At 56.3% G+C, this 19313-nt stretch carries 25 protein-coding genes and 1 pseudogene; 2 read left to right on the forward strand and 24 right to left on the reverse strand.

Annotation, left to right across the window (positions count from 1 at the left end; translation table 11 throughout):
- The 17 genes and pseudogenes from ACH2EM_RS02050 to ACH2EM_RS02130 form a co-directional block, all read right to left on the reverse strand.
- Positions 1-1015 (reverse strand): annotated as a pseudogene (locus ACH2EM_RS02050) (hypothetical protein); the annotation flags it as partial.
- A gap of 2 nt (positions 1016-1017) precedes the next feature.
- Positions 1018-1455 (reverse strand): hypothetical protein, encoded by a 438-nt coding sequence (locus ACH2EM_RS02055; RefSeq protein ID WP_395150393.1) that lies wholly within the window; start codon positions 1453-1455, stop codon positions 1018-1020.
- Positions 1445-3265: a hypothetical protein gene (locus tag ACH2EM_RS02060; RefSeq protein ID WP_395150394.1), complete on the reverse strand. Its 1821-nt coding sequence runs from the start codon at positions 3263-3265 to the stop codon at positions 1445-1447. Before ACH2EM_RS02060 ends, ACH2EM_RS02055 begins: the two co-directional genes overlap by 11 nt.
- Entirely contained in the window at positions 3262-3846 is a 585-nt protein-coding gene (locus ACH2EM_RS02065; RefSeq protein ID WP_395150396.1) for a Gp15 family bacteriophage protein, read from the reverse strand. Before ACH2EM_RS02065 ends, ACH2EM_RS02060 begins: the two co-directional genes overlap by 4 nt.
- Complete coding sequence (locus ACH2EM_RS02070; RefSeq protein WP_395150398.1) at positions 3843-4238, reverse strand: hypothetical protein; 396 nt, start codon at positions 4236-4238, stop codon at positions 3843-3845. Before ACH2EM_RS02070 ends, ACH2EM_RS02065 begins: the two co-directional genes overlap by 4 nt.
- A 29-nt stretch (positions 4239-4267) precedes the next feature.
- On the reverse strand, positions 4268-4756 hold the full coding sequence (locus ACH2EM_RS02075; protein WP_395150399.1) for a hypothetical protein: 489 nt from the start codon (positions 4754-4756) through the stop codon (positions 4268-4270).
- Positions 4753-5187, reverse strand: coding sequence for a hypothetical protein (locus tag ACH2EM_RS02080; protein ID WP_395150400.1), 435 nt, complete (start codon positions 5185-5187; stop codon positions 4753-4755). The genes ACH2EM_RS02075 and ACH2EM_RS02080 overlap by 4 nt, the downstream gene beginning before the upstream one ends.
- Positions 5188-5201: 14 nt before the next feature.
- Positions 5202-5651: a hypothetical protein gene (locus ACH2EM_RS02085; protein WP_395150401.1), complete on the reverse strand. Its 450-nt coding sequence runs from the start codon at positions 5649-5651 to the stop codon at positions 5202-5204.
- Positions 5621-6007 carry a hypothetical protein gene (locus ACH2EM_RS02090; protein ID WP_395150402.1) on the reverse strand — a complete coding sequence of 129 codons (387 nt, stop codon included), beginning with the start codon at positions 6005-6007 and terminating at the stop codon, positions 5621-5623. The genes ACH2EM_RS02085 and ACH2EM_RS02090 overlap by 31 nt, the downstream gene beginning before the upstream one ends.
- Complete coding sequence (locus ACH2EM_RS02095) at positions 6007-6879, reverse strand: hypothetical protein (protein ID WP_395150403.1); 873 nt, start codon at positions 6877-6879, stop codon at positions 6007-6009. Before ACH2EM_RS02095 ends, ACH2EM_RS02090 begins: the two co-directional genes overlap by 1 nt.
- Positions 6880-6953: 74 nt before the next feature.
- Entirely contained in the window at positions 6954-7499 is a 546-nt protein-coding gene (locus ACH2EM_RS02100; protein WP_395150404.1) for a phage scaffolding protein, read from the reverse strand.
- 59 nt (positions 7500-7558) lie between these two features.
- On the reverse strand, positions 7559-8929 hold the full coding sequence (locus tag ACH2EM_RS02105) for a hypothetical protein (protein ID WP_395150405.1): 1371 nt from the start codon (positions 8927-8929) through the stop codon (positions 7559-7561).
- A gap of 6 nt (positions 8930-8935) precedes the next feature.
- Positions 8936-9154, reverse strand: a complete 219-nt coding sequence (locus ACH2EM_RS02110; RefSeq protein ID WP_395150406.1) for a hypothetical protein — start codon at positions 9152-9154, stop codon at positions 8936-8938.
- A 12-nt stretch (positions 9155-9166) separates the two neighbouring features.
- Complete coding sequence (locus ACH2EM_RS02115) at positions 9167-10432, reverse strand: PBSX family phage terminase large subunit (RefSeq protein WP_395150407.1); 1266 nt, start codon at positions 10430-10432, stop codon at positions 9167-9169.
- The gene (locus tag ACH2EM_RS02120; protein ID WP_395150408.1) at positions 10422-10640 is read right to left on the reverse strand and encodes a hypothetical protein; all 219 of its coding nucleotides are present in this window, start codon (positions 10638-10640) and stop codon (positions 10422-10424) included. The genes ACH2EM_RS02115 and ACH2EM_RS02120 overlap by 11 nt, the downstream gene beginning before the upstream one ends.
- Positions 10641-11011: 371 nt before the next feature.
- A complete protein-coding gene (locus tag ACH2EM_RS02125; protein ID WP_395150409.1) occupies positions 11012-11458 on the reverse strand; it encodes a hypothetical protein in 447 nt (148 codons plus the stop codon).
- A 172-nt stretch (positions 11459-11630) separates the two neighbouring features.
- Entirely contained in the window at positions 11631-11837 is a 207-nt protein-coding gene (locus tag ACH2EM_RS02130) for a hypothetical protein (RefSeq protein WP_395150410.1), read from the reverse strand.
- A gap of 202 nt (positions 11838-12039) precedes the next feature.
- On the opposite strand from ACH2EM_RS02130, the gene ACH2EM_RS02135 reads away from it, so the two are divergent.
- A complete protein-coding gene (locus ACH2EM_RS02135) occupies positions 12040-12372 on the forward strand; it encodes a helix-turn-helix domain-containing protein (protein WP_395150412.1) in 333 nt (110 codons plus the stop codon).
- A gap of 18 nt (positions 12373-12390) precedes the next feature.
- On the forward strand, positions 12391-12819 hold the full coding sequence (locus ACH2EM_RS02140; RefSeq protein WP_395150413.1) for an ImmA/IrrE family metallo-endopeptidase: 429 nt from the start codon (positions 12391-12393) through the stop codon (positions 12817-12819).
- 226 nt (positions 12820-13045) lie between these two features.
- Here ACH2EM_RS02140 and ACH2EM_RS02145 read toward each other — a convergent pair whose 3' ends face one another.
- The 7 genes from ACH2EM_RS02145 to ACH2EM_RS02175 form a co-directional block, all read right to left on the reverse strand.
- Positions 13046-13519, reverse strand: coding sequence for a VanZ family protein (locus ACH2EM_RS02145; RefSeq protein WP_395150414.1), 474 nt, complete (start codon positions 13517-13519; stop codon positions 13046-13048).
- Positions 13520-14004: 485 nt separating this feature from the next.
- On the reverse strand, positions 14005-14769 hold the full coding sequence (pflA, locus tag ACH2EM_RS02150) for a pyruvate formate-lyase-activating protein (protein ID WP_395150415.1): 765 nt from the start codon (positions 14767-14769) through the stop codon (positions 14005-14007).
- A gap of 8 nt (positions 14770-14777) precedes the next feature.
- Complete coding sequence (gene grcA3, locus ACH2EM_RS02155; protein WP_395150416.1) at positions 14778-15020, reverse strand: autonomous glycyl radical cofactor GrcA3; 243 nt, start codon at positions 15018-15020, stop codon at positions 14778-14780.
- 67 nt (positions 15021-15087) lie between these two features.
- Positions 15088-17178, reverse strand: coding sequence for a formate C-acetyltransferase (pflB, locus tag ACH2EM_RS02160; RefSeq protein WP_395150417.1), 2091 nt, complete (start codon positions 17176-17178; stop codon positions 15088-15090).
- 449 nt (positions 17179-17627) lie between these two features.
- The gene (locus tag ACH2EM_RS02165; protein ID WP_395150418.1) at positions 17628-17819 is read right to left on the reverse strand and encodes a hypothetical protein; all 192 of its coding nucleotides are present in this window, start codon (positions 17817-17819) and stop codon (positions 17628-17630) included.
- 314 nt (positions 17820-18133) lie between these two features.
- Positions 18134-18985 (reverse strand): SDR family oxidoreductase, encoded by an 852-nt coding sequence (locus ACH2EM_RS02170; protein ID WP_395150419.1) that lies wholly within the window; start codon positions 18983-18985, stop codon positions 18134-18136.
- A 41-nt stretch (positions 18986-19026) separates the two neighbouring features.
- The coding region (locus tag ACH2EM_RS02175) for a PfkB family carbohydrate kinase (RefSeq protein ID WP_395150420.1) at positions 19027-19313 on the reverse strand (287 nt) is incomplete at its 5' end.

Consider the following 19313-nt stretch of genomic DNA (forward strand, 5'->3'; position numbering starts at 1 on the left):
AATAGGTGTTATCCAAAATCCCCACGGCATCCGTTGCTTCAAACTGGGCATACATCCCGTCTATGGTGGGCTGTCCGGTCAGGTAATACCGGCCGCCATCCAGCCATTCCACAAAACCACCCTCCCGAAGGTCCTTCCAGCTGCTTTCGGCTGCATTCTGCCAGGTGAGCCGGGCCATATCGCCCCAGCGCATCCCCCCTGTAATGGTCTGCCCGTACCGAATATGCACCGGGGTGCGCTGCTCAAAGTACTTCCAAATGCCCTCTGGGTTGTCCGGGTCATACCGCCCCACCTGGCTGTCTGTAATCAGGTTGGTGTTGATGGCGGTAAACTTCAAGGTGTCGGTGGGCAGCCGCCGCCCCACCGGGTCAATCTGGGTGAACTGGATTGTTTTACTTAATTGCCCCGGCCCCAGTACCAGCTCCAAACCAAACACAATGCGGCTCACTCTGGCCCGCCGCATCGGCTGACTGGTGCGCTCAAACCCAATCCGCAGCCGGTCAAAGGGCTGCCACAGCCCCTGTGCCACCCACACCACTCCATCTGGCTTTAGCCGGCAGCTTTCCACCTGCCGCCCCTCCTTCCAGGTGTCCAGCGTAATCTGGCTGCACCACTCCCCTGCCACCTGGTCAAAGGCCAGGGTCAGCCCTGGCAGATTCACCGGGCTTGCAAAATCCAAAACCAGCTCCGGGGGCTTTTCAAACCATCCCTCGCTGTCGCTCATCTCCTGGCTCACAAAGCCTTCCGTTAAGGTGGGCTTGCCAGGCTCCGGAGCAATGTGCAGTCTGCCATCCATCTTCCAGCGGCCCGGCTCAAAGGTGGCATAGCTCCGGTGGGGCGCCCCCTCGGTGGCCAGGGTGCTCTCTGCGTCAGACCAGTAAATTCCATTCTCTTTGTCCACCTGGGCACCAGCCGCCGCATCCACATCCACCACCCGCATCTCCAGCTCCACCAGGGCCGGGCCGCATACCGGCCGGGCCAGTTCCTCCCGGTAGGCTGATGTTACAACCTGCATCCTTACACCACCCCGCAGTCAACCACAGAAAAACCGGCATCCCGCAAAAAAACCGGCTCTCCTGTTTCGTTCTCCACCAGTCCTGGGCTTACCTTCACATCCGAAAGATACATCAGCCGGGTCAGCCACTGGCCGGTGTTAAAGTTGAAGTAGTGGCAATAAAAGGTGAAGTGGCCGTTTTCAAACCACCGGTTCATCTCCCACCACAACCGGCAGGAAATTACGCTCCAACCCATCTCCTGCTTGTCGATGCTTCGCCCCACCATCCGGCCCACTACAGTACCCTGAGCGTTGCGGGCACTGTCCACCAGTCGGCTGGTGGTAAAGGGCGCACTGCCCATATCCGGGTAGGGCACCTTCACGCTGTAATTGTTTTTATCCGTGTAGGGGCTGGCCCCCAGATACAAAAAACCCGTGGATTCCTTTAAATCAATAGGCATCTGCAAAAGCACCTCCAATCCGTCTGCCCTGCCTTGCCTGGATTTTACTCATGGCCCGGTACAGCACCTGCCCGTCCAGTGTCACCTCAATGGGCTGGCTGGCGGTGAGCTCCTGGCCGCCTACCTGGGCCAGCACCTCTGCCAGGGCCTGTTTGATGGTATCCAGCGGTGCCTCCACATTGGTGCCCCGCTTCTGATCGCCCACCATGGCCAAAAAGGGCTTATTGGCAGGCAGTACTGCGCCACGGGCCAGGGCGGGGATTTGAACACTGGGCAGCCTGGGCATATTGAACCCAAAACTTTCACCGCCCACTCCCGGCACCCAGCTGGGCACCTTCAGTCTAATGCTGTTTACCAGGTCGGATACAACATTAAACCCATCCACAAATCCAGACAAAAAGGCATTTACCATGCTAACCAAGCCGCCAATCACACCCCTGAATGCAGCGGTTACCCCTTCCCAAATGCCCAAAAAGATTTCCACAATGCCATTCCAGGCCTGAGTCCAGTTACCGCTGAATACGCCGCTTACAAAATTGCAGAGTCCCTCCATGGATCGGATGATACCAGCCAACACATCACAGGCAACACCCAAAAGCGCAAAAAAGGTATCCGCCACGCAGCCTAAAACCTTTTGCACCACCGGGCCAAATATATTCTTCATGCTCTCCAGCAGAGGCATCACTCCGTTGTTCCACACCTGTAAACACATCTGAGCCACTGCCCCAAACAGCAATGCCAATCGGTCCCACAAGGGCTTCAAATGTGCCGACCATAGCTTTTCCACATACTCCATAAGATCCCAGATGACCGGCAGAATCACATCCTCATAGACTCCCTTCACCAGATTGCCCATCCTCTGCGCACCCTCTCCAATGGCCTTCAGCACAGGCTCTCCATAGGTTGCCCAGGCATTGGCAACTCCGTCCAACACATCCAGAACCACCTGTAAAATCAGGTCCATTAAGGGCATCAAAACGGTGTTCATTAGTGTTTCAATCATCTGGCAGGCCAGTCCAAAACCACCGGCCAGATGGGTCATAAACGCAGTTCCCACCTGCGCCACAATAGGAGCCAGCACAACCGAAAACCCGTTTACAATACCGGGCAGCCAGTCCCCCACAAAATAGGCCGCCAACGGCATCAGCGCCCTGTTCCACAGGTCCCCCAGGCTCTGGCCCATCTGTTCCAGTGCGTCCATCGAGCCCTGTTTCAAACTGCTCCATGCCTTCTGCCAGGATTTTACCGCTGGCTCAAACAGCTGCGCCAGCTGCCCTGCCAAAGCCCATAACCTGGCCCAGCCCTTTTCCACCTCACTCTGCTGCTTTTTTACTTCCTCCAGCTCCTGCTGGCCAGGGCTGCTGCTTCCAGAGCTGGCTCCGCTGCTCCCGCCGCTGGTTGCTGTCCCCAATACCACATTCAGTTCATCCAGCGCCAGCATAGTGCTGGCCGCCTGTTTGCGGGTAGTGGCCAGCGCCTTGCTCACCTGTTTTTGCTGAGCTTGCACCTTTTCCGCAGCATCCTCTGTCTTTTTCAACCCCAGCAGTCCAGCCACCGCTGCGGCCACTGCCTGTGCCTGCTGCATCATGCGCTGCATCAGCTGTCCCCATACATTCTCTGCGTGCTCTGCCAACCCCTGCAAAGCCATTTCCTGATAGACCCGTGCATCCTGCCACCCTTCGGTCAGTGCTTTGGCCTGGGTCTGTCCCATTCTGCGGTAAATCGCCGCCAGCTTCATGGCCATTTTGGCCGCGCTTTGCTCCTGCTGCTGTACATACAACTCCAGCACCGGCAAGCTCTCCTGCTTCATCGTCTCCCTCCTTCCGCCTGTTCCAGCATTCTCAACAGCTGCTGTCGCTGCTGGGCTTGCTGTGCAGTCTCACGGGCTTTCAAAATCACCCGGCATCTATGCTGGCGCAGATAGTCTCTCTCCCATTCATCCAGCTTTTTGCCCCGCTGCATCTTAGCCCGAATACCCACCACCAGCGAAAGCTGTCCCTGGCCAATGCACCCAAACCATGCCAAAAAGGTCCACCAGTGAACAAAAGGCAGGGTGCGAACCTCGCACCCTGCCACCCGGTTGATTTCAGCCGCAATCATTCCTGCATCCTGTTCCCAGTCAATGAGCTTTGGGCCAGGCGGATCCTTGTCCTCCCGGCCCCCATTCAAAAACCACAGCATCCAATCCAGCGCCGGCTGGCGCAGCTCAGGCGGCATCTCAAAAAACTCCGGATAAAACCCCGTCAAAGCCAGATAGCCCCGGGCAAAATCGCCTTCCTCCACCCGCTCCAGCCGGGTTAGCAACCCCATCACCTGGCGGAAATCCGCCCGGATGCTCCAGCTTCTGCCTCCCAATTCCACGCACTGGGGTAACTCCCACTGGCGGTTCATTCCTCAAACACCTTGGCAAAGGCCATTGCGCCCTCAGCCATCACAGGCTCCAAAGCTGCAAACAGATTGGTCACCACTCGCTGACCATTCCCCGCCACCGCCATCAAATTTACACCCTCCAGCAGTCGATCAAAATCATTTTCCGGGCCAAACACGCCGGTCAAAATTTCCTTTGCCTTCCGGTCAGCCTGGGTCAGTTGGTCAAACACCCAGGCCGGTGTCTTGGTTTGGTCTGCATCCTGCCCCTCCAGCTCCCTGTGCAGCACACTAATTTCCTCTGCCGCCTTCAAAAAGCGGCCATACACATTGGGGTCTGCCGGATTAAACCGCAAAATCCCCCTCTCGTTCACACGAAACTCCCGTACACCGGTATCAATTTGCAGCTGTTCCATCCCTGTATCCTTTCTTTTGCCGTTTTCGCTTATTCCGCCGGGGTAAACACACCGGTCTCCAGCTTAAAGTAACCCTGACGGGGCTTTCCTGCATAATGCAGGGTAAAGGGAATCTGGTAGCCGGTATTATCGCCGCCATAGCTGGTTACCTCAATCACCGCATCATCCAGCACAGCGGGATAGCCCTTCGTTGCATCCACAGTTTTCCACAGATGCACCTCCACCACGGTGGTGCTGCACTGGTCCAGAATCCGGCAGTGATCCACAATGTCCTGCAGCCGCTCAAACAAAGCTTCTCCCTGCTGTGCATAGTAGGTCTCCACGCTGCCGCTCTTTTCATAGCTGGTCAGTATCACATTGGTCTCACCCAAAATGTTCTGCTTTTTTTCCACATTGGCGCTCAACTCCGGGCTGTACTCCTCCAAATCCTGGCCAATGCGCACATATTTGGGGGTAGACTTCTGGCCCGGCATCGCCGCATCCACATAATGGGCCAGATACTTCCGTTCAATTTTCATTCTTTTTCCTCCTCAAAAACCCGTTCCTGTTCCACCGTAATAATCAGTCGGTAGATTGCCCAGCCTTCCCGGCTCTCCTCCACCTGTCGGCCGTTTTCAGCCCGCACCTGCTGCCAGCATACACCCAAATCCAAGGGCGGTATTTTCCCAAAAACCTCCTGCCGGGTAATCCAATCCGCAAGTTCCTGCACCCTCTGCACCTGACTGGCCGCTCCCTGGGGGTTGCGGCCGTTCTGGGGCAGCCGCCAGTCCAGCCAAAAGATGCGGGCCTCCCGCAGCCGCACACAGCCCAGCACATCCGTGTGCCGGGCCTTTAGGGTGCGGTTTGCAAAACGCAGTGCCGCCGGGTGGGTGGCCGTAATGTTTTGAGCCGCCAACGGCTCCCCCTGCCAGCCAGGCCAGCTTTCCAGCCAGGTCTGCATCCGTTCCATTCCAAAGCACCTCCTTACCAGCGCTTATACCAGCGGGTTTCCGCCTCCAGATGGCTCACCTTTCCCAGCCATCGCTTTACCGCCACCTCCTGTACCACCATCAAGCCTTCCACGGCAAGGGGTATAAACCGTTCCCATTCCTCCAGGGTATCCACCGCCGGCCCCTGGCCCTGCATCACCCGGTCGCCCGGCTGCAGGCAGAACCAGCTGCCGCCCAAAGGCCAGGGGGCACCGGGCGGTCTCCACACCGGGCGTCCAAAGCCATTGGGCAGCACCAAAAAACATCGCTTTTCCTCCTGGGCCTGGCCCTCCTGTTCCACTGCCAGGGTGCGCTGGTCCACATATGCCCCCTCAAACACAATGCGCCTGCACTGAAATACAGGCTCATACTCTGCATGGTACAGGGTCACAGTGTCTGTGCACCCTGCAAAGTTCACGCAGCTGGCTTGTCTGCGCCGCAGCACCGGCTCTCACCTCCCCGAAAAATATCCAGATACAGCGCCGCACACCGAAACAGCTCCCGGCTCTTTGCTTTTTGGCTCAGATCCGGCAGGCTGCCCGCCGCTCGCTGGCTCTGCACACTTCCCAGCTGAATGCTATCGGTCAGTTCGCCGTTGGCCGCTGCCTCAAAAAAATCCAGTGCCTCAGCCATGGCGCATACTGCATAGGCCCTGCCCTCCGGCACCACCTCCTGCACCTGATAGATTCGCTCATATCGCTCCAGCTGCCGCCGGGCCAGCTGTTCCAACCGGCAAAACACCGCCCGCTCCAAACTGGCCCCGCCGCAGCTTTGGTACCACTCGTAGCTTACCGGCTCCATTATGCACCCGCCTGATAGCTGGCGTATACGCCGGCCAGTTTGTTTTTGTATACATCCGCAATGCCCACATTCCGGTAACCGAACTTATAGGCGTCCGCCTCAGGGTTTGCCTCCGGGCGGATAATCTTGGGGGCAATGTGCTTTTCAAACTGAATCAGTGCAGGCTTGTGCAGAATCATAAAATTCAGCTCCTTGCCATCAGCGGCCTTCTCGTAGCCACCTGCTTCCTGGCCGGTACGGCCGGTTTTCTGGGTAATGGCGGTGTAGAATCGGGTCTGGGGCACCTGTACCACGGCGGCAAATCGCTCCAGCACCGCCCGGCTCTTGTTCATGTCCAAATCCTGCACCATACCGTACAGGGTAGGGGTAATAAACAGATACCGCTCCTCCAAAGATACCTCAGCCTCGTCCATCTGGGTGGAAGCCTGACGCAGAGCCGCCAGCACCGCACTGCCATCCTCCAGGCTTTCCTCCTTTTTGGAAATGCCAGCCTTGCTGGCGTAGCTGGCAAACCGGAAAGCATCCAGCTCCGGCACTACCTTGGTGCGGATAAACTCACCGGCCAACCGGCCAAAGGCAAGGCCGGCACTCTCCTCGTTGTCCATCTGATCCACGGTAAACATACGGCCACGGTCAAAGTTGCAGGCCACGGTGGCATTGGTCAGGGTCACATCACCTGCCGCATAGCCGGTGTTCCGGTCGTAGTCACCCAGGCCCTGCATCTCCAGCATGGGCACAATCATCTCACCTGCATTGGCGCCCTGCTGGGCCAGTTCCGCCGCACCATCCAGCACGGCAGTCAGGGATGCAGTCTTGTACACCTCATCCAGCAGCGGTACAAACTTTTTTGCCAGTTCCATCGAATTTGCCATTTGTATGTCCTCCTTAATTCCTGTTGTATTGCATAGCCTGCAAAGCAGGCCCTGACACTTAAATTTTCTTCGGTTTATTCCGTCTCTCTCGCCAGGCCAAATGCACTGCGCAGTACGGTGTCACTGCTGGGCAAACTGCCCACGCCGGTGCCGGGGGCGTAGGGCAAAGGCTTTGCGCCTTCAAACAGATAGGCCTGCTCCTGGCACAGCTGCTCCAAAGCCCGTTCCACTGCCTGCTCCGGCTGGTCACTGGCCTGCAAACCTTCCAAATCCAGCAGCGCCTTAATGGCCGTTGCATTGCGGCCGCCAGCCTTGGCAATCGCCGCCTCCAGTCTTGCATCAAAGCGGATGGCAGCCACCTGGCTGGCTGCATCCTTTTCTGCCTGCTGGGCTTTCTGCTTCCAGTCCTCCACCTCCTGCCGCAAAGCCTCCACATCCAGGCTCTCAAAACGACTGATGGTCTTGTTCGCCTCCTTCAGCTGTTCCTTTAAGGTGGTCGCCTCGGTGTCTTTGGCCTCAAAGTCCGCTCTGGAAACATACCCTTTGCCGATTTCCTCGGCAATCTTCTGTTCCATTTCCTCGGTATATACATCACCGAGGATATTTTTTACCCATTCCAATGGTATCTCCTTTCTTTTTGTAACCCTCTGCAAGATGGACATAAAAAACGCCCCCGCCTCTATTGTTCCAGCATAGCCTCCAGCTGGGGCATATACATCTGCCGCACCTTTTCCAGGTCGGCAGGGGTCTGCCACGGCATATCAAACCGCCAGGCCAGAGCAATCTCCGGCCTTAGCATCCCTTCCCGAACCAGCTCCATGGTTTGCTGCCAGTCCTTCTCTGTGTCATACAGCACGCCATTGCCCCAATTCAGCCGCACAGCCCTCACCGGCTCCAGCTGCACAGCTCCCGGCACCCGGTAACGCTGTCCCAGCTTGCCGCACAGCGTCACCGCCTGGTATACCGTCTGCTGCCACATCCGCTGCAAGTCCTGAATGGTCAGGCTGTAATCTCCCTGGCTGCTGGTCACCTCGGTGGCGGTACGCTGCGCCGCCTCCACCTCGCCCAGCAATCCCCGCTTCAGGCCGATTACGCTCTCAATGTTCCGCAGATATTCCCGCTTGCGGGCCAAAAAGCTCTCCTGCCGCAGCTGGGGAGAAAACACCGTTAAGCCCGTGGTCTCCGGGTCATCGTCCAGTCCTACAAACAGTCCCGGGGGCAGTTCGTACCCTCTTTTACCCCGCCGCAAAAGATCCGCAGAGGCAAACACCCTGCTTTCTCCGTTGTCAAACTCCCGGCTCAGCTGTCGTTCGTTGCGGTTGATGTTCCGTATTAGTCCGGCCGCAGCAGCGTACACACTTACCCCATCCGGGCTTCCATCCACACAGTTTTCCAAAGGTAAGCGCATCCGCACCAGGCCCAGCCCCGCAACCCCCGGCACCCAGCACCGATGGGGCAGCCCTGCCGTTTCCGGCAGGCTGTCCAAAGCCGCCGGGCGGCCAAAACCATGGGGGCCAAACCTGCAAAACAAACGGTTTTCCAGCCAAAATCCATCTCCCTCTGCCCATCTGCGCTCCAGCAGTGTGTACCAGCGTCCTGCCCGGCAAAAGGTCTGCGCCGTGCCAAGGGCGGTTGCCGCTCCATCCAAACCCCGTCCTTGTACTGTGGCCCTGTCTCTCCGGATTACTACAAACCGAAAACCATCCCCTTCCAGCACCGGCTTAAGCCATACCTCGCCCCCAACGAGAGCCAGCTGCATAGCCTGCTCCTTTACCTGGTTCAAGGCCTGCAAAATCTGTGCCACAAAAGGCTGGTCACACTCGGCCCCATACTCCGCAAAGCAGGCCCGGCTCAATTTGTGAACCACCGTATAAGCCAAACGCTGGCAGGGGTCCTCCCGATCGCTCACTTCCTGGTCAAAATACAATCGGAACCATTCCTCCACCGCCCGATGCATTTCCTGGCTGGTGCAATCCTGTACACCCGGGTATGCCTGGGCCATCCATCCCGCCAAACGGCTTATACCCGACTGCTCCATCCACTCATCCATTTTCTGTTACTCCTTTTCTGCCCCAGGCTCCAAGGTCGGCTGTGTCCAGCGGCGGCGGCTCCACCGCATCCCCGCATGGATGCCGCTCACATACGCTTCCAGCCGGTGTACCTCCTGCTGCGCCCGCTCCAGCTCCCGGCGCAGCTGCCGGTTCTCTCCTTCCAGCTGCGCCACCAGCTGCTGTGGCAGCCAGCTGTGGCGCAGCCATTCCAACCAATGTTTCACTTCTCGCTCCTTTCAGCTTCCCCGCCGTTTCCAAATCCGATTGGTAGCATACCGCACCGCATCAATGTGATGATTGTCCCGGTCCGGGTATCCTTCCATCACCTGCCCGGTGGCCTTATCCTGTTCATAGGCATATTCGCTAAATTCACGGGCGGTGTCGGGGCATCGCACCGGATCAATCACAATGGCCTGCAAGCTTTGCAGCCATTTCATCCCTGCACGCACGCTGCCCGGCCCCTTTTCTGCTCCCCGGCAGGGCAATCCCATGGACCGGTAATCCCGGCAGCTTTTTTCCTCTGCGCTGTCTGCCACCAGGCTTTCCTCCCGGTCCGGGTCGCATCCAATCCCCCGGTCCAGCAGCAGCTGAGCCGTGTCCCGGTTGGGTGTTCGCCAACGGGTAGCCTCATCCCAGATGTACAAAATTCTCCGGGCCGCATCGTAGGTACAGCTGTTAAAGGCCCATGGGTCAGGATACCAACCCCAGTCCACCCCATGGAGCTGCCGCTCAAAGCCGGAAATTTGTTCCGCCGCTATGGGTTCCAGCTGCACATTTTCAAACACCTGGCGGGTATTTCCCACCGCAATGCCCAAATACTCATGGCGGTAGGCCCGCTGGTTGCTCTCCCGCAGGTGTTCCGCCTCCTGCAAAAACCGTTTCCCCAACCAGTGGGGAGGCAGCTGTCGGTAGTCGGAATGAAGCACCAGCATCCCTTCCTTGGGCTGGCGAACATACCGGTTGGCCCAGTGTCTTGGGTCTTGGGGTGGGTTAAAACTCTTAATTGTAAGGCTGAACCCCTCACCCCGCAGCAGACTTTGCTCTGCACTGCGCACCTGCTCTGGGCCGGCAAACTGATCCAGTTCCTCAAACCACACCAGGCCAATGTGTCCAAAACTGGGCCGGATACTTTTCAGCTTGGTGGCATCATCCAGGCCAAAACAATAAATTTTCTGCCCCGTAGGCAGGTATACCAGCTCCATCTGGCTCACATTGGTCTGCCAGAGTTCCTCCATTCCCAGCATCTGCGCCGCCCATAGCAGCTGGCTCCAAACACTGTTGCGCAGGGTGCGAGCCACCCTGCGCAGCACAGCCCCATGGCAGTCCGGCCAGCGGATTAGCTGCAACATAAGCTCCACCGCCGCAAAGCTGCTCTTTGCACTTCCTCGCCCACCAGTGAGCACCACTTCCTGGGCCTCTCCCTTACGGATCGCCCGGTGAGCCGGGTAAAACGCCGGCCCAATCAGCTCGCTGAGTCGGCGTTCTTCCTCTTTACAGGTCATCCACTACCAAAGCCCTCCTTTCTCGGCCGCTTCTGCCAGCCGCCAGCATCTTGTGCAGCATCTCCATGGCTTTCAATCGGCTGGCCAGGGAGGGCAGCTGCATCTGTTCCAGTCCGTTCTTGTCGTATTCTGGATAGGCCTTACTGCCCAGCGCAATGCATCGCAGCTCTGCACACAGTTCTTCCAGCATTTTTTGTTCCTGCTCCATGCTCCCTCCTTTCCCAGTTTCCACTCTATCACCCTTTCCGCCGGGCCTTCCAGGGTCAAAGGGGAGCCAGACCCTAGCCTGCCCCCCTTTCCCAGTTTCCACTCTACCACCCTTTTCGCCGGGCCTTCCGGGGTCAAAGGGGAGCCAAACCACAGCCTGTCCCTCCTTTCCCAGTTTCCACTCTACCACCCTTTTCGCCGGGCCTTCCAGGGTCAAAGGGGAGCCAGACCACAGCCTGTCCCCCCTTTCCCAGTTTCCACTCTATCACCCTTTTCGCCGGGCCTTCCAGGGTCAAAGGGGAGCCAGACCCTAGCCTGTCCCCCCCTTTTCCAGTTTCCACTCTATCACCCTTTCCGCCGGGCTTTCCAGGGTCAGGCTGCATTCCCACTTTGCGGCACCTCTCCCGGCAGCTGCAATTTCTCCAACGCTTTGTCATGCAGCCGTCGCAGCCACCGCTCGTCCTGATACAAGGTCTCCGCTGCCTGCTGCCAGGTCTGCCCCAATAGATACCTCACCCGCAGCACACGCTGCAACCGCTCCTCCTCCAGCTGTTCAATGCAGGTGCTTACCTGGTGCCGTGCCTCCAGGGTACGCTCCAGCTGCTGAGTCACCGCCTCCACCGCCTGTTCCAGTCGTTCAGCGCACTCCTCCAGGCGGTGCAAATTGGGCGAGCCCTTGGGCAGGTCGCTGTACAGCGGTCCCATCCGCATCCCCGTTTCCCTCAGCTCCTCCAGTTCCATCATCAGTTCCTTGGCCTTCTGGTGATTCACCTGGTAGCTGGATAAAAACTGTACCTTCTCCTCCTTGGTTGCTTTCATCCCTTACACCCCTTTCTTAAAACATCTGGGCAACAGGCAGATGCCCTCTCCATCTCGCCGCCAGCCACAGTGGCTGCATTGCTTCCAGCAACGCTTTTTTCCCGTTGCGCTTCCTTTTGTATTCTCCTGTTTGGGCTGTTGTGTCTGTTTCATCTGCAGCACTTCCTTTCCTTTACTCCACCATGGCTTCCTTCCAAATCCAATCGCCAGAAAAATACCACTCCACCAGCACGCTGGCAAACAATGCCGCTTCGGGGGCCTCCGGGTTCCAGTGGGTCACCCCGCAAGCACGGCAGGCCACCTCAAAGCCCTGTTCTGCCGGCACCCATCTTCCTCGGTTTGGCCCCAATCCCATCCAGCCCTCTCCTGTCATCTTCATGATTCACACTCCTTCTTTTTGTTGTGTCACATTTCGTGTCTTTAAAGGCGCAAAAAATCACAGGAAAACTTTTCCTGTTCCCTGTGCATCGTATCCTATCACAAGTTCACATTTCGTGTCAACACTTTTTGTGAATTTATTTCTTTACTTTTGCCACGCTTTGTGCTATCATAATCCACACAGACAAGGAGTGACTGATACTATGGGACAATTCGCATCCATCCTAAAACAGCTTCGGATTCAAAAAGGCTATACACAACCGGAGCTGGCCGCCCGTCTTGGCATCAGCCGCAGTGCCATCAGTATGTATGAACGGGGTGAACGAGAGCCGGACACCCAAACCATGGAGGCCATTGCCGCCCTGTTCCATGTGGATATGAACTATCTGTACGGCATGCCTACCGTCACCTTCGACGACTTTACCTACGCACTGCATAACGAAAGCCAGGATCTCACCGAGGAAAACAAACAAAAACTTTTGGAAATGGCGCGCCTGTTCAAGCTGGCCCAACAGCATGAACAAAACGATTCCTGACGCCGCCTGGGAGGCCGCATGAGCACATTATCCGCTGTATACAACGATGTTCGCAGTGAAAATATCCTGTTGATTCCCTATCCCATTGGCTTTACCGATGCCGCCACGCTGGAGATGGAGGGCCGTTACGCCATCTTTCTGGATTTCGACCAGTTTCCCACCGTGGCAGACTACACCGCCGCCCTAGCCCACGAGATGGGCCATTGTGCCACCGGGGCTACGCACAAGGTTTCCAGCCCCTACGATTTGGTCAGCCGGCACGAGTACCGGGCAAACCGGTGGGCCTACGAGCGTTATCTGCCCTTTTCCCAGCTGCAAAGCCTCATGGCTCAAGGCTACACCGAGCCCTGGCAGCTGGCAGAAATCACCGATCTGCCCGAATCCCTCATCCGCCAGGCCATCACCTACTATACTCAATGCCGGGGGCTTTCCCTGTCCTGTGGCTGAGTGTTCCCGCAAAACCACCCCAATGCAGTCTGCATTCGGGGTGGTTTTTTGTCTGTCCTTGGGCCTCCTCAGCCCTTCGCTGCAAAGCGTACAGTTCCCTGCCCGCAGCCGTACACAAAGCAAAGCGCCACCCCTCTGCCCGCCTTCAAAGGCAGCAGATGGGTGGCGTTTTTTATCTGTTGTCAGCCATTCTTTCTGGTGGCAAAGCTTTTCTTGCAGCTGTTTCTTATGCGTACCGGCGCAGCAGCTTTGCAAACAGCAGATAGCCCAGCATCATCCCCAGGCAGGAAAGCAAAATGCCGTCAATATCAAAGCTTCCCAGCATTAGCAGCACCTGTACCGCTTCCTTTGCCAGCACAAAAGCCGCTCCGGCAGCACAGATTTTGCCCAGGGTACGCATCTTGGGCAAAAAATACGGAATCATCAGGCCCAAAGGGATGCCCAGTGCAAAGTTTCCGGCAAAAAACCGAACAATCGTGTCCCGGTTGATTTTGTCTGTCACCCAGGCGTTTACATAATATGTACAGGTTTTTCCAGGCATCCAGTTGCTCCAATCCCTGGCATACTCCCACACCGTTCCATAACGAGCAGTATAGCCCGGCGCGTACCGGATTGACCAAAGCACTTCCAGGGCGCAAATTGCCAAAAATGCAACCCCCAACAGCACCATAACCGTCCAAACAAGCTTTCCTTTAATCATCCTGTACCTCCTTTAAAGTTGGCGGGAATGCCGGATTCGTCCGCTGTTCCGGCATTCCCCTCACGATAAACATCAAAAAAGCTTCCCTCTGCTGCCTCTCTGGTAAGCAAGACTGCACCGGCACTCAATTTCGCTTCCATCCTATCTGCAAGGCATTGCCTCACAAAGTCCATCCACGCACCACAAATAGCGGCTAAGGCTCTTTAACTCTCACGGAAACCAGCGAATCTCCCTTAACAAAAGATGCAATTAAGATAATTCTCCCAGCGCAAAGATTCATCTATGACTCTATCTTATCATGCATTGTTCTGTTATTAAATTGGCAATCTCTGTAATATTCCACCTAATATTTGGATGTTTCAACCAATTTTACACAATAACTAGTTTCTGCACAGCAAAAAATCCCCCTAACGAAAGCTTTCCGCTTCCATTAGGGGGGATTTTTCTGTCATAGCAATGGGCACAGCCTTAGCCGCCGGGTAAGCTTATCTGCGCTGTGCGCGCCGCTCTCGAATTCCCTCCAGGATTTGAAGCCGTGCCTTTGCGGCCGCCTCCTTATCCATGTTGGGCACTCCTTCCAGCGGGTAATTCAGTCCCAAAGTTTCGTATTTCACCTTTCCCATGGTGTGGTAGGGCAGCACCTCCAACCCCTTCAGGTTGGCAAAGCCGCCCAAAATCCGCCCCAATCGGTGCAGATGCTCGGCCCCGTCTGTCATACCGGGTACCACCACATGCCGGGCAATCATGGGCACGCCCGCCTCCTCCAAAGCCTTGGCAAACTCCAAAACCGGCTTTTGGCTATGGCGTGTCAAGGCCCTGTGCTCCTCCTCGGTGCTGTGCTTAAAATCCAGCAGCACCAGGTCGGTCACCTCAAACAAACGAGCAAACTCCTGCTGGCGTGCCGAGCTGTATACGGCACCGGAGCTGTCCAGGCAGGTGTGGATGCCTCGCTTTTTGGCCTCAGCAAACAGCTGGGTCAAAAAGGGCAGCTGTGCCATAGGTTCCCCACCAGTAGCAGTAATTCCCCCGTTGCGGTAAAACCCACGGTTCTTTTCGTACAGCTGCAAAATCTCCTCCACGGTCATGGTCTGGCCGCCTGCAAATTCCCAGGTATCCGGGTTATGGCAGTAGGCACACCGCATAGGGCAGCCCTGAAAAAACACCACAAGCCGAATCCCCGGCCCATCTACGGTGCCAAAGGTCTCCACCGAGTGGATTCGCCCCTCCAGGGGCTGTGTCTGAGGTGCCATGGGTTTGCTCACATCCCTTCGTGGAAGGTCCGGGAGATTACCTCATCCTGCTGTGCCTTAGTCAGCTTGTTAAAGTTTACAGCGTAACCAGATACACGCACGGTCAGCTGAGGATACTTTTCAGGATGTGCCTGTGCATCCAGCAGGGTCTCCTTGGTAAATACATTCACATTCAGGTGATGGCCGCCCTTCTCGGCGTAACCGTCCAGCAGGCTTACCAGGTTATCGATTTGTGCGTCGTTGATGTTCATACTCAATACTCCTTTGTATGGTTCGTTGTGGGTGCGAAGGGCCCGCAAGGCCCCGTTTGCAGGTTGTTTACAGGGTGGCGTTGGGCTCGCAGCAGGCGCAGTCCCGGCCCATATCCAGTTCAATGTCCAGGTCGCCCAAATCCAGTTCGCCCAGCAGTACTTCCTCCTTGCCCAGCGCACCAGGCACAATGGAGAAGGTATTGGAGATGCCGTCCTGTGCATCCGCAAAGGGCAGCTTGGAAACAGAGCTCAAGGATGCCACAGCACCCTTTTTGTCACGGTTGTGCATGGGGTTTGCACCGGGAGCAAAGGCCTCGCCTGCCTTGCGTCCATCCGGAGTGGAACCGGTGTTCTTGCCATATACCACATTGGAGGTAATGGTCAGGATGGAGGTGGTAGGCTTGCCGTCACGGTAGGTGTGGTTTGCCTTGATATGGGTCATAAACTCGTGCACAATGTCGTGGGCAATCTGGTCTACACGGTCGTCGTCGTTGCCGTATTTGGGGAAATCACCCTCCACTGCGTAGTCCACCACAATGCCATTTTCATCCCGAATGGTCTTTACCTTGGCGTACTTGATAGCACTCAGAGAGTCCGCCACCACCGAAAGGCCGGCAATGCCGGTGGCAAACCAGCGGGTCACTTCCTTGTCATGCAGGGCCATCTGCAACCGCTCGTAGCAGTACTTGTCGTGCATATAGTGGATGATGTTCAGGGTGTTTACATACACGCCAGCCAGCCACTTCATCATATCACGGAAGCGGTCCATTACCTCGTCATACTCCAGGTACTCACTGGTAACAGGGCGGAACTTGGGGCCCACCTGCTTCTTGCTGATTTCGTCCACACCACCGTTGATGGCGTACAGCAGGCACTTGGCCAGGTTGGCACGGGCACCAAAGAACTGCATCTCCTTGCCCACGCGCATGCTGGAAACACAGCAGGCAATGGCGTAGTCATCGCCGTGGGTCACACGCATCAGATCATCGTTCTCATACTGGATGGAAGAGGACTGAATGCTGGTCTTTGCACAGAACCGCTTAAAGTTCATGGGCAGCCGGGTGGACCAGAGCACGGTCAGGTTGGGTTCCGGAGCGGTACCCAGATTTTCCAGGGTATGCAGGTAGCGGAAGCTCATCTTGGTTACCAGGGGGCGGCCATCAATGCCCACGCCGCCAATGGACTCCGTCACCCAGGTGGGGTCACCGCTGAAGAGTGCGTTGTACTCCGGGGTACGGGCAAACTTCACCAGACGCAGCTTCATGATGAAATGGTCCACCATCTCCTGAATCTGTTCCTCGGTAAAGGTTCCGTTTTCCAGGTCACGCTGGGCGTAAATGTCCACAAAGGTGCTGGTGCGGCCCAGGCTCATGGCTGCGCCGTTCTGCTCCTTAATGGCTGCCAGGTAACCCAGGTACATCCACTGAATGGCCTCCTGAGTGTTCTGGGCCGGACGGGAGATATCAAAGCCATAAATTTCGCCCAACTGCTTAAGCTCCTTCAAGGCCTTGATTTGTTCGCTCAGCTCCTCACGCTCCCGAATTACATCCGAGTACATAATGCTCCGGGTGCTGTCCTTCTGCTCCTGCTTGTCCTCAATCAAGCGGTCTACGCCATACAAAGCCACACGGCGGTAGTCGCCAATAATGCGGCCACGACCATAAGCGTCGGGCAAACCGGTGATGATATGGCTGGAACGACAGGCCCGCATTTCCGGGGTGTAAGCATCAAACACGCCCTCGTTGTGGGTCTTGCGGTACTTGGTAAAGATTTCAACAACCTCATCATCCACCTTGTAACCGTTGTCCTCACAGGCCTTCATGGCCATGCGGATGCCGCCGTTGGGCTGCAAGGAACGCTTAAAGGGCTTATCGGTCTGAAAGCCAACAATGGTTTCCTTGTCCTTATCCAGGTAAGCAGGCCCGTGGGATACAATGCTGGAAACCACCTTGGTATCCATATCCAGTACGCCGCCTTTGGCCTGCTCCTCACGGGTCAGCTCCATTACCTGAGCCCACAGCTCCTGGGTAGCCTTAGTGGGGCCGCACAAAAAGCTGTCATCCCCTTCATAGGGAGTGTAGTTTTTCTGAATAAAATCCCGAACATTGATTTCCCGGGTCCAACTTCCGGGCACAAAGCCCTTCCATTCCTGTTGCATTTCTCATGCCTCCTGTGGTCTGATGGCCGGCAAGCCCTTGCCTGCCATCTTGTTGTCAATGTCCCCATTCCCATACCTGGGCAGAACATTCCTTGCCTTGGGGCAATCTGCCTAGCCTGTGCCCTGGCATACTGCACCTGCTTCAAACCTCTCTTGGCGCCTCCTGTCACCGCTGCGCCAAAAGAGATTGTGTTATTTCACTGGGCCTTTACCACCAGCCAGGTTCCTTCCAAGCCCCTGCCAGACAGTCTGCCCTAGGTGGTTCATTTCATGCACAGCCACCCTGCGGAGTGCCGCACCCAAAACTGCACCTTGCTTGCAGCAGCAATCCCAAAGAAATACATTCAGAACTGCTGCTGCACTCTTAGTATATACTTCCCTATCAATCTAGTATGTTGTAATTGCAACACTTCTCAACTTTTTTCAACACGCATCCGTGTGGTTCGCTTTTAAGCTTCAAAATACCGTTTCAGTTCCTCCCGCTGCTCATACTGCACATAGGTATACAGCCCAAAGGCCACGGTTTTTTCAATGGGGGTTAATGCCTGGGGCAGCTCTCTGCCCTCCCACAGTGCTTTTGCCAGCCGAGCTGTCTGCTGGGGTTCCAGCATCTCCAATGCCTGCTCAAAGGTCAGTTCCATTCCTTCTCACTTCCTTTCTCTGTTCCTTTTTATTCTATAATACCCCACCAATCGGTGCAATCACTGTGTATTCCTGTTTTTTACAAAATTGTTCCTTTTCAATTTCCTGCCATGGTTCCAGTGTATGGTCTTGTTGGTTTACAGTGGGGCGCCATCCTATTTTGTCTGTAAAACAACAAAAAGCCCGGCATCTTTTGATGCCGGGCTAAATTCGATATGGTCAACAGCTGCCCCTCTCCCCTCAGGAAGGAAAGGCGGCACACTGTCCGGTTATTTTTGAACTTTCTGGTAGCCTCAGTCCGTTCAAAAAACCATTAAACGCCAGAGTAAGCGGAGAAGCCGCCGTCAACAGGCAGAACCACACCGGTGATGAAGCTTGCAGCTTCGTTGTTCAGCAGGAACAGCAGGCTGCCGTCCAGCTCCTCGCTCTCGCCAAAACGGCCCATGGGAGTAGCAGCCAGGATCTTGCCGGTACGAGGAGTGGGGGTGCCATCCTCGTTGAACAGCAGAGCAGCGTTCTGCTTGGTGGAGAAGAAGCCGGGAGCGATAGCGTTCACACGGATGCCCACCTTGCTGAAGTGCACAGCCAGCCACTGGGTAAAGTTGGAGATAGCAGCCTTAGCGCCGGAGTAAGCAGGAATCTTGGTGAGGGGGGTGTAAGCGTTCATGCTGCTGATGTTGATGATGTTGCAGCCCTCACGGCCCACCATCTGGCGAGCAAAAGCCTGGGTGGGAATCAGGGTACCCAGGAAGTTCAGGTTGAACACAAAGCCAACGCCGCCAGCATCCAGATCAAAGAAGCTCTTGGTATCAGCGTCGATGTCGCCCAGCTCAAAGTACTCCTTATCGGTGGTAGCCTTGGGGTTGTTGCCGCCAGCACCGTTCACCAGGATGTCGCAGGGGCCCAGGTCCTTCTCAACCTGATCAGCCACAGCGTAGCAAGCTTCCTTCTCCAGAACGTTGCACTTGTAAGCCTTGGCAACGCCGCCCTCTGCCTCAATCTCAGCAGCGTAGGCAGCAGCAGCTTCCTCGTTCAGGTCCAGCAGAGCAACCTTAGCGCCTGCACGGGCCAGGGTCTTGGCAAATGCGCTGCACAGGATGCCGCCGGCACCGGTAACAACGGCAACCTTGCCGCTCAGATCGGTATTCAATACATTCTTCTGCATGGTAAAATCCTCCGATTTCAATCAAACGCCAGGTAAATTTCTTAGCGCTGTACACGGCCGGAGCCGTTGCCGGCTGCCAGCTTCTCAACCTCGTCCACAGAAACGAAGTTGTAGTCACCCTCGATGGAGTGCTTCAGAGCGGAAGCTGCAACAGCAAACTCAACAGCCTCCTGGGTGTTCTTGCCGCTCAGCAGAGCGTAAATCAGGCCGCCGCCAAAGCTGTCGCCGCCGCCTACACGGTCGATGATGTGCAGGTGGTACAGCTTGGAGAAGCAGTACTCGTCGCTGGCAACATCGTACAGCATAGCGCTCCAGTCGTTGTCAAAGG

The sequence above is a fragment of the uncultured Allofournierella sp. genome (assembly GCA_944382705.1).
Classification (GTDB): Bacteria; Bacillota; Clostridia; order Oscillospirales; family Ruminococcaceae; genus Allofournierella.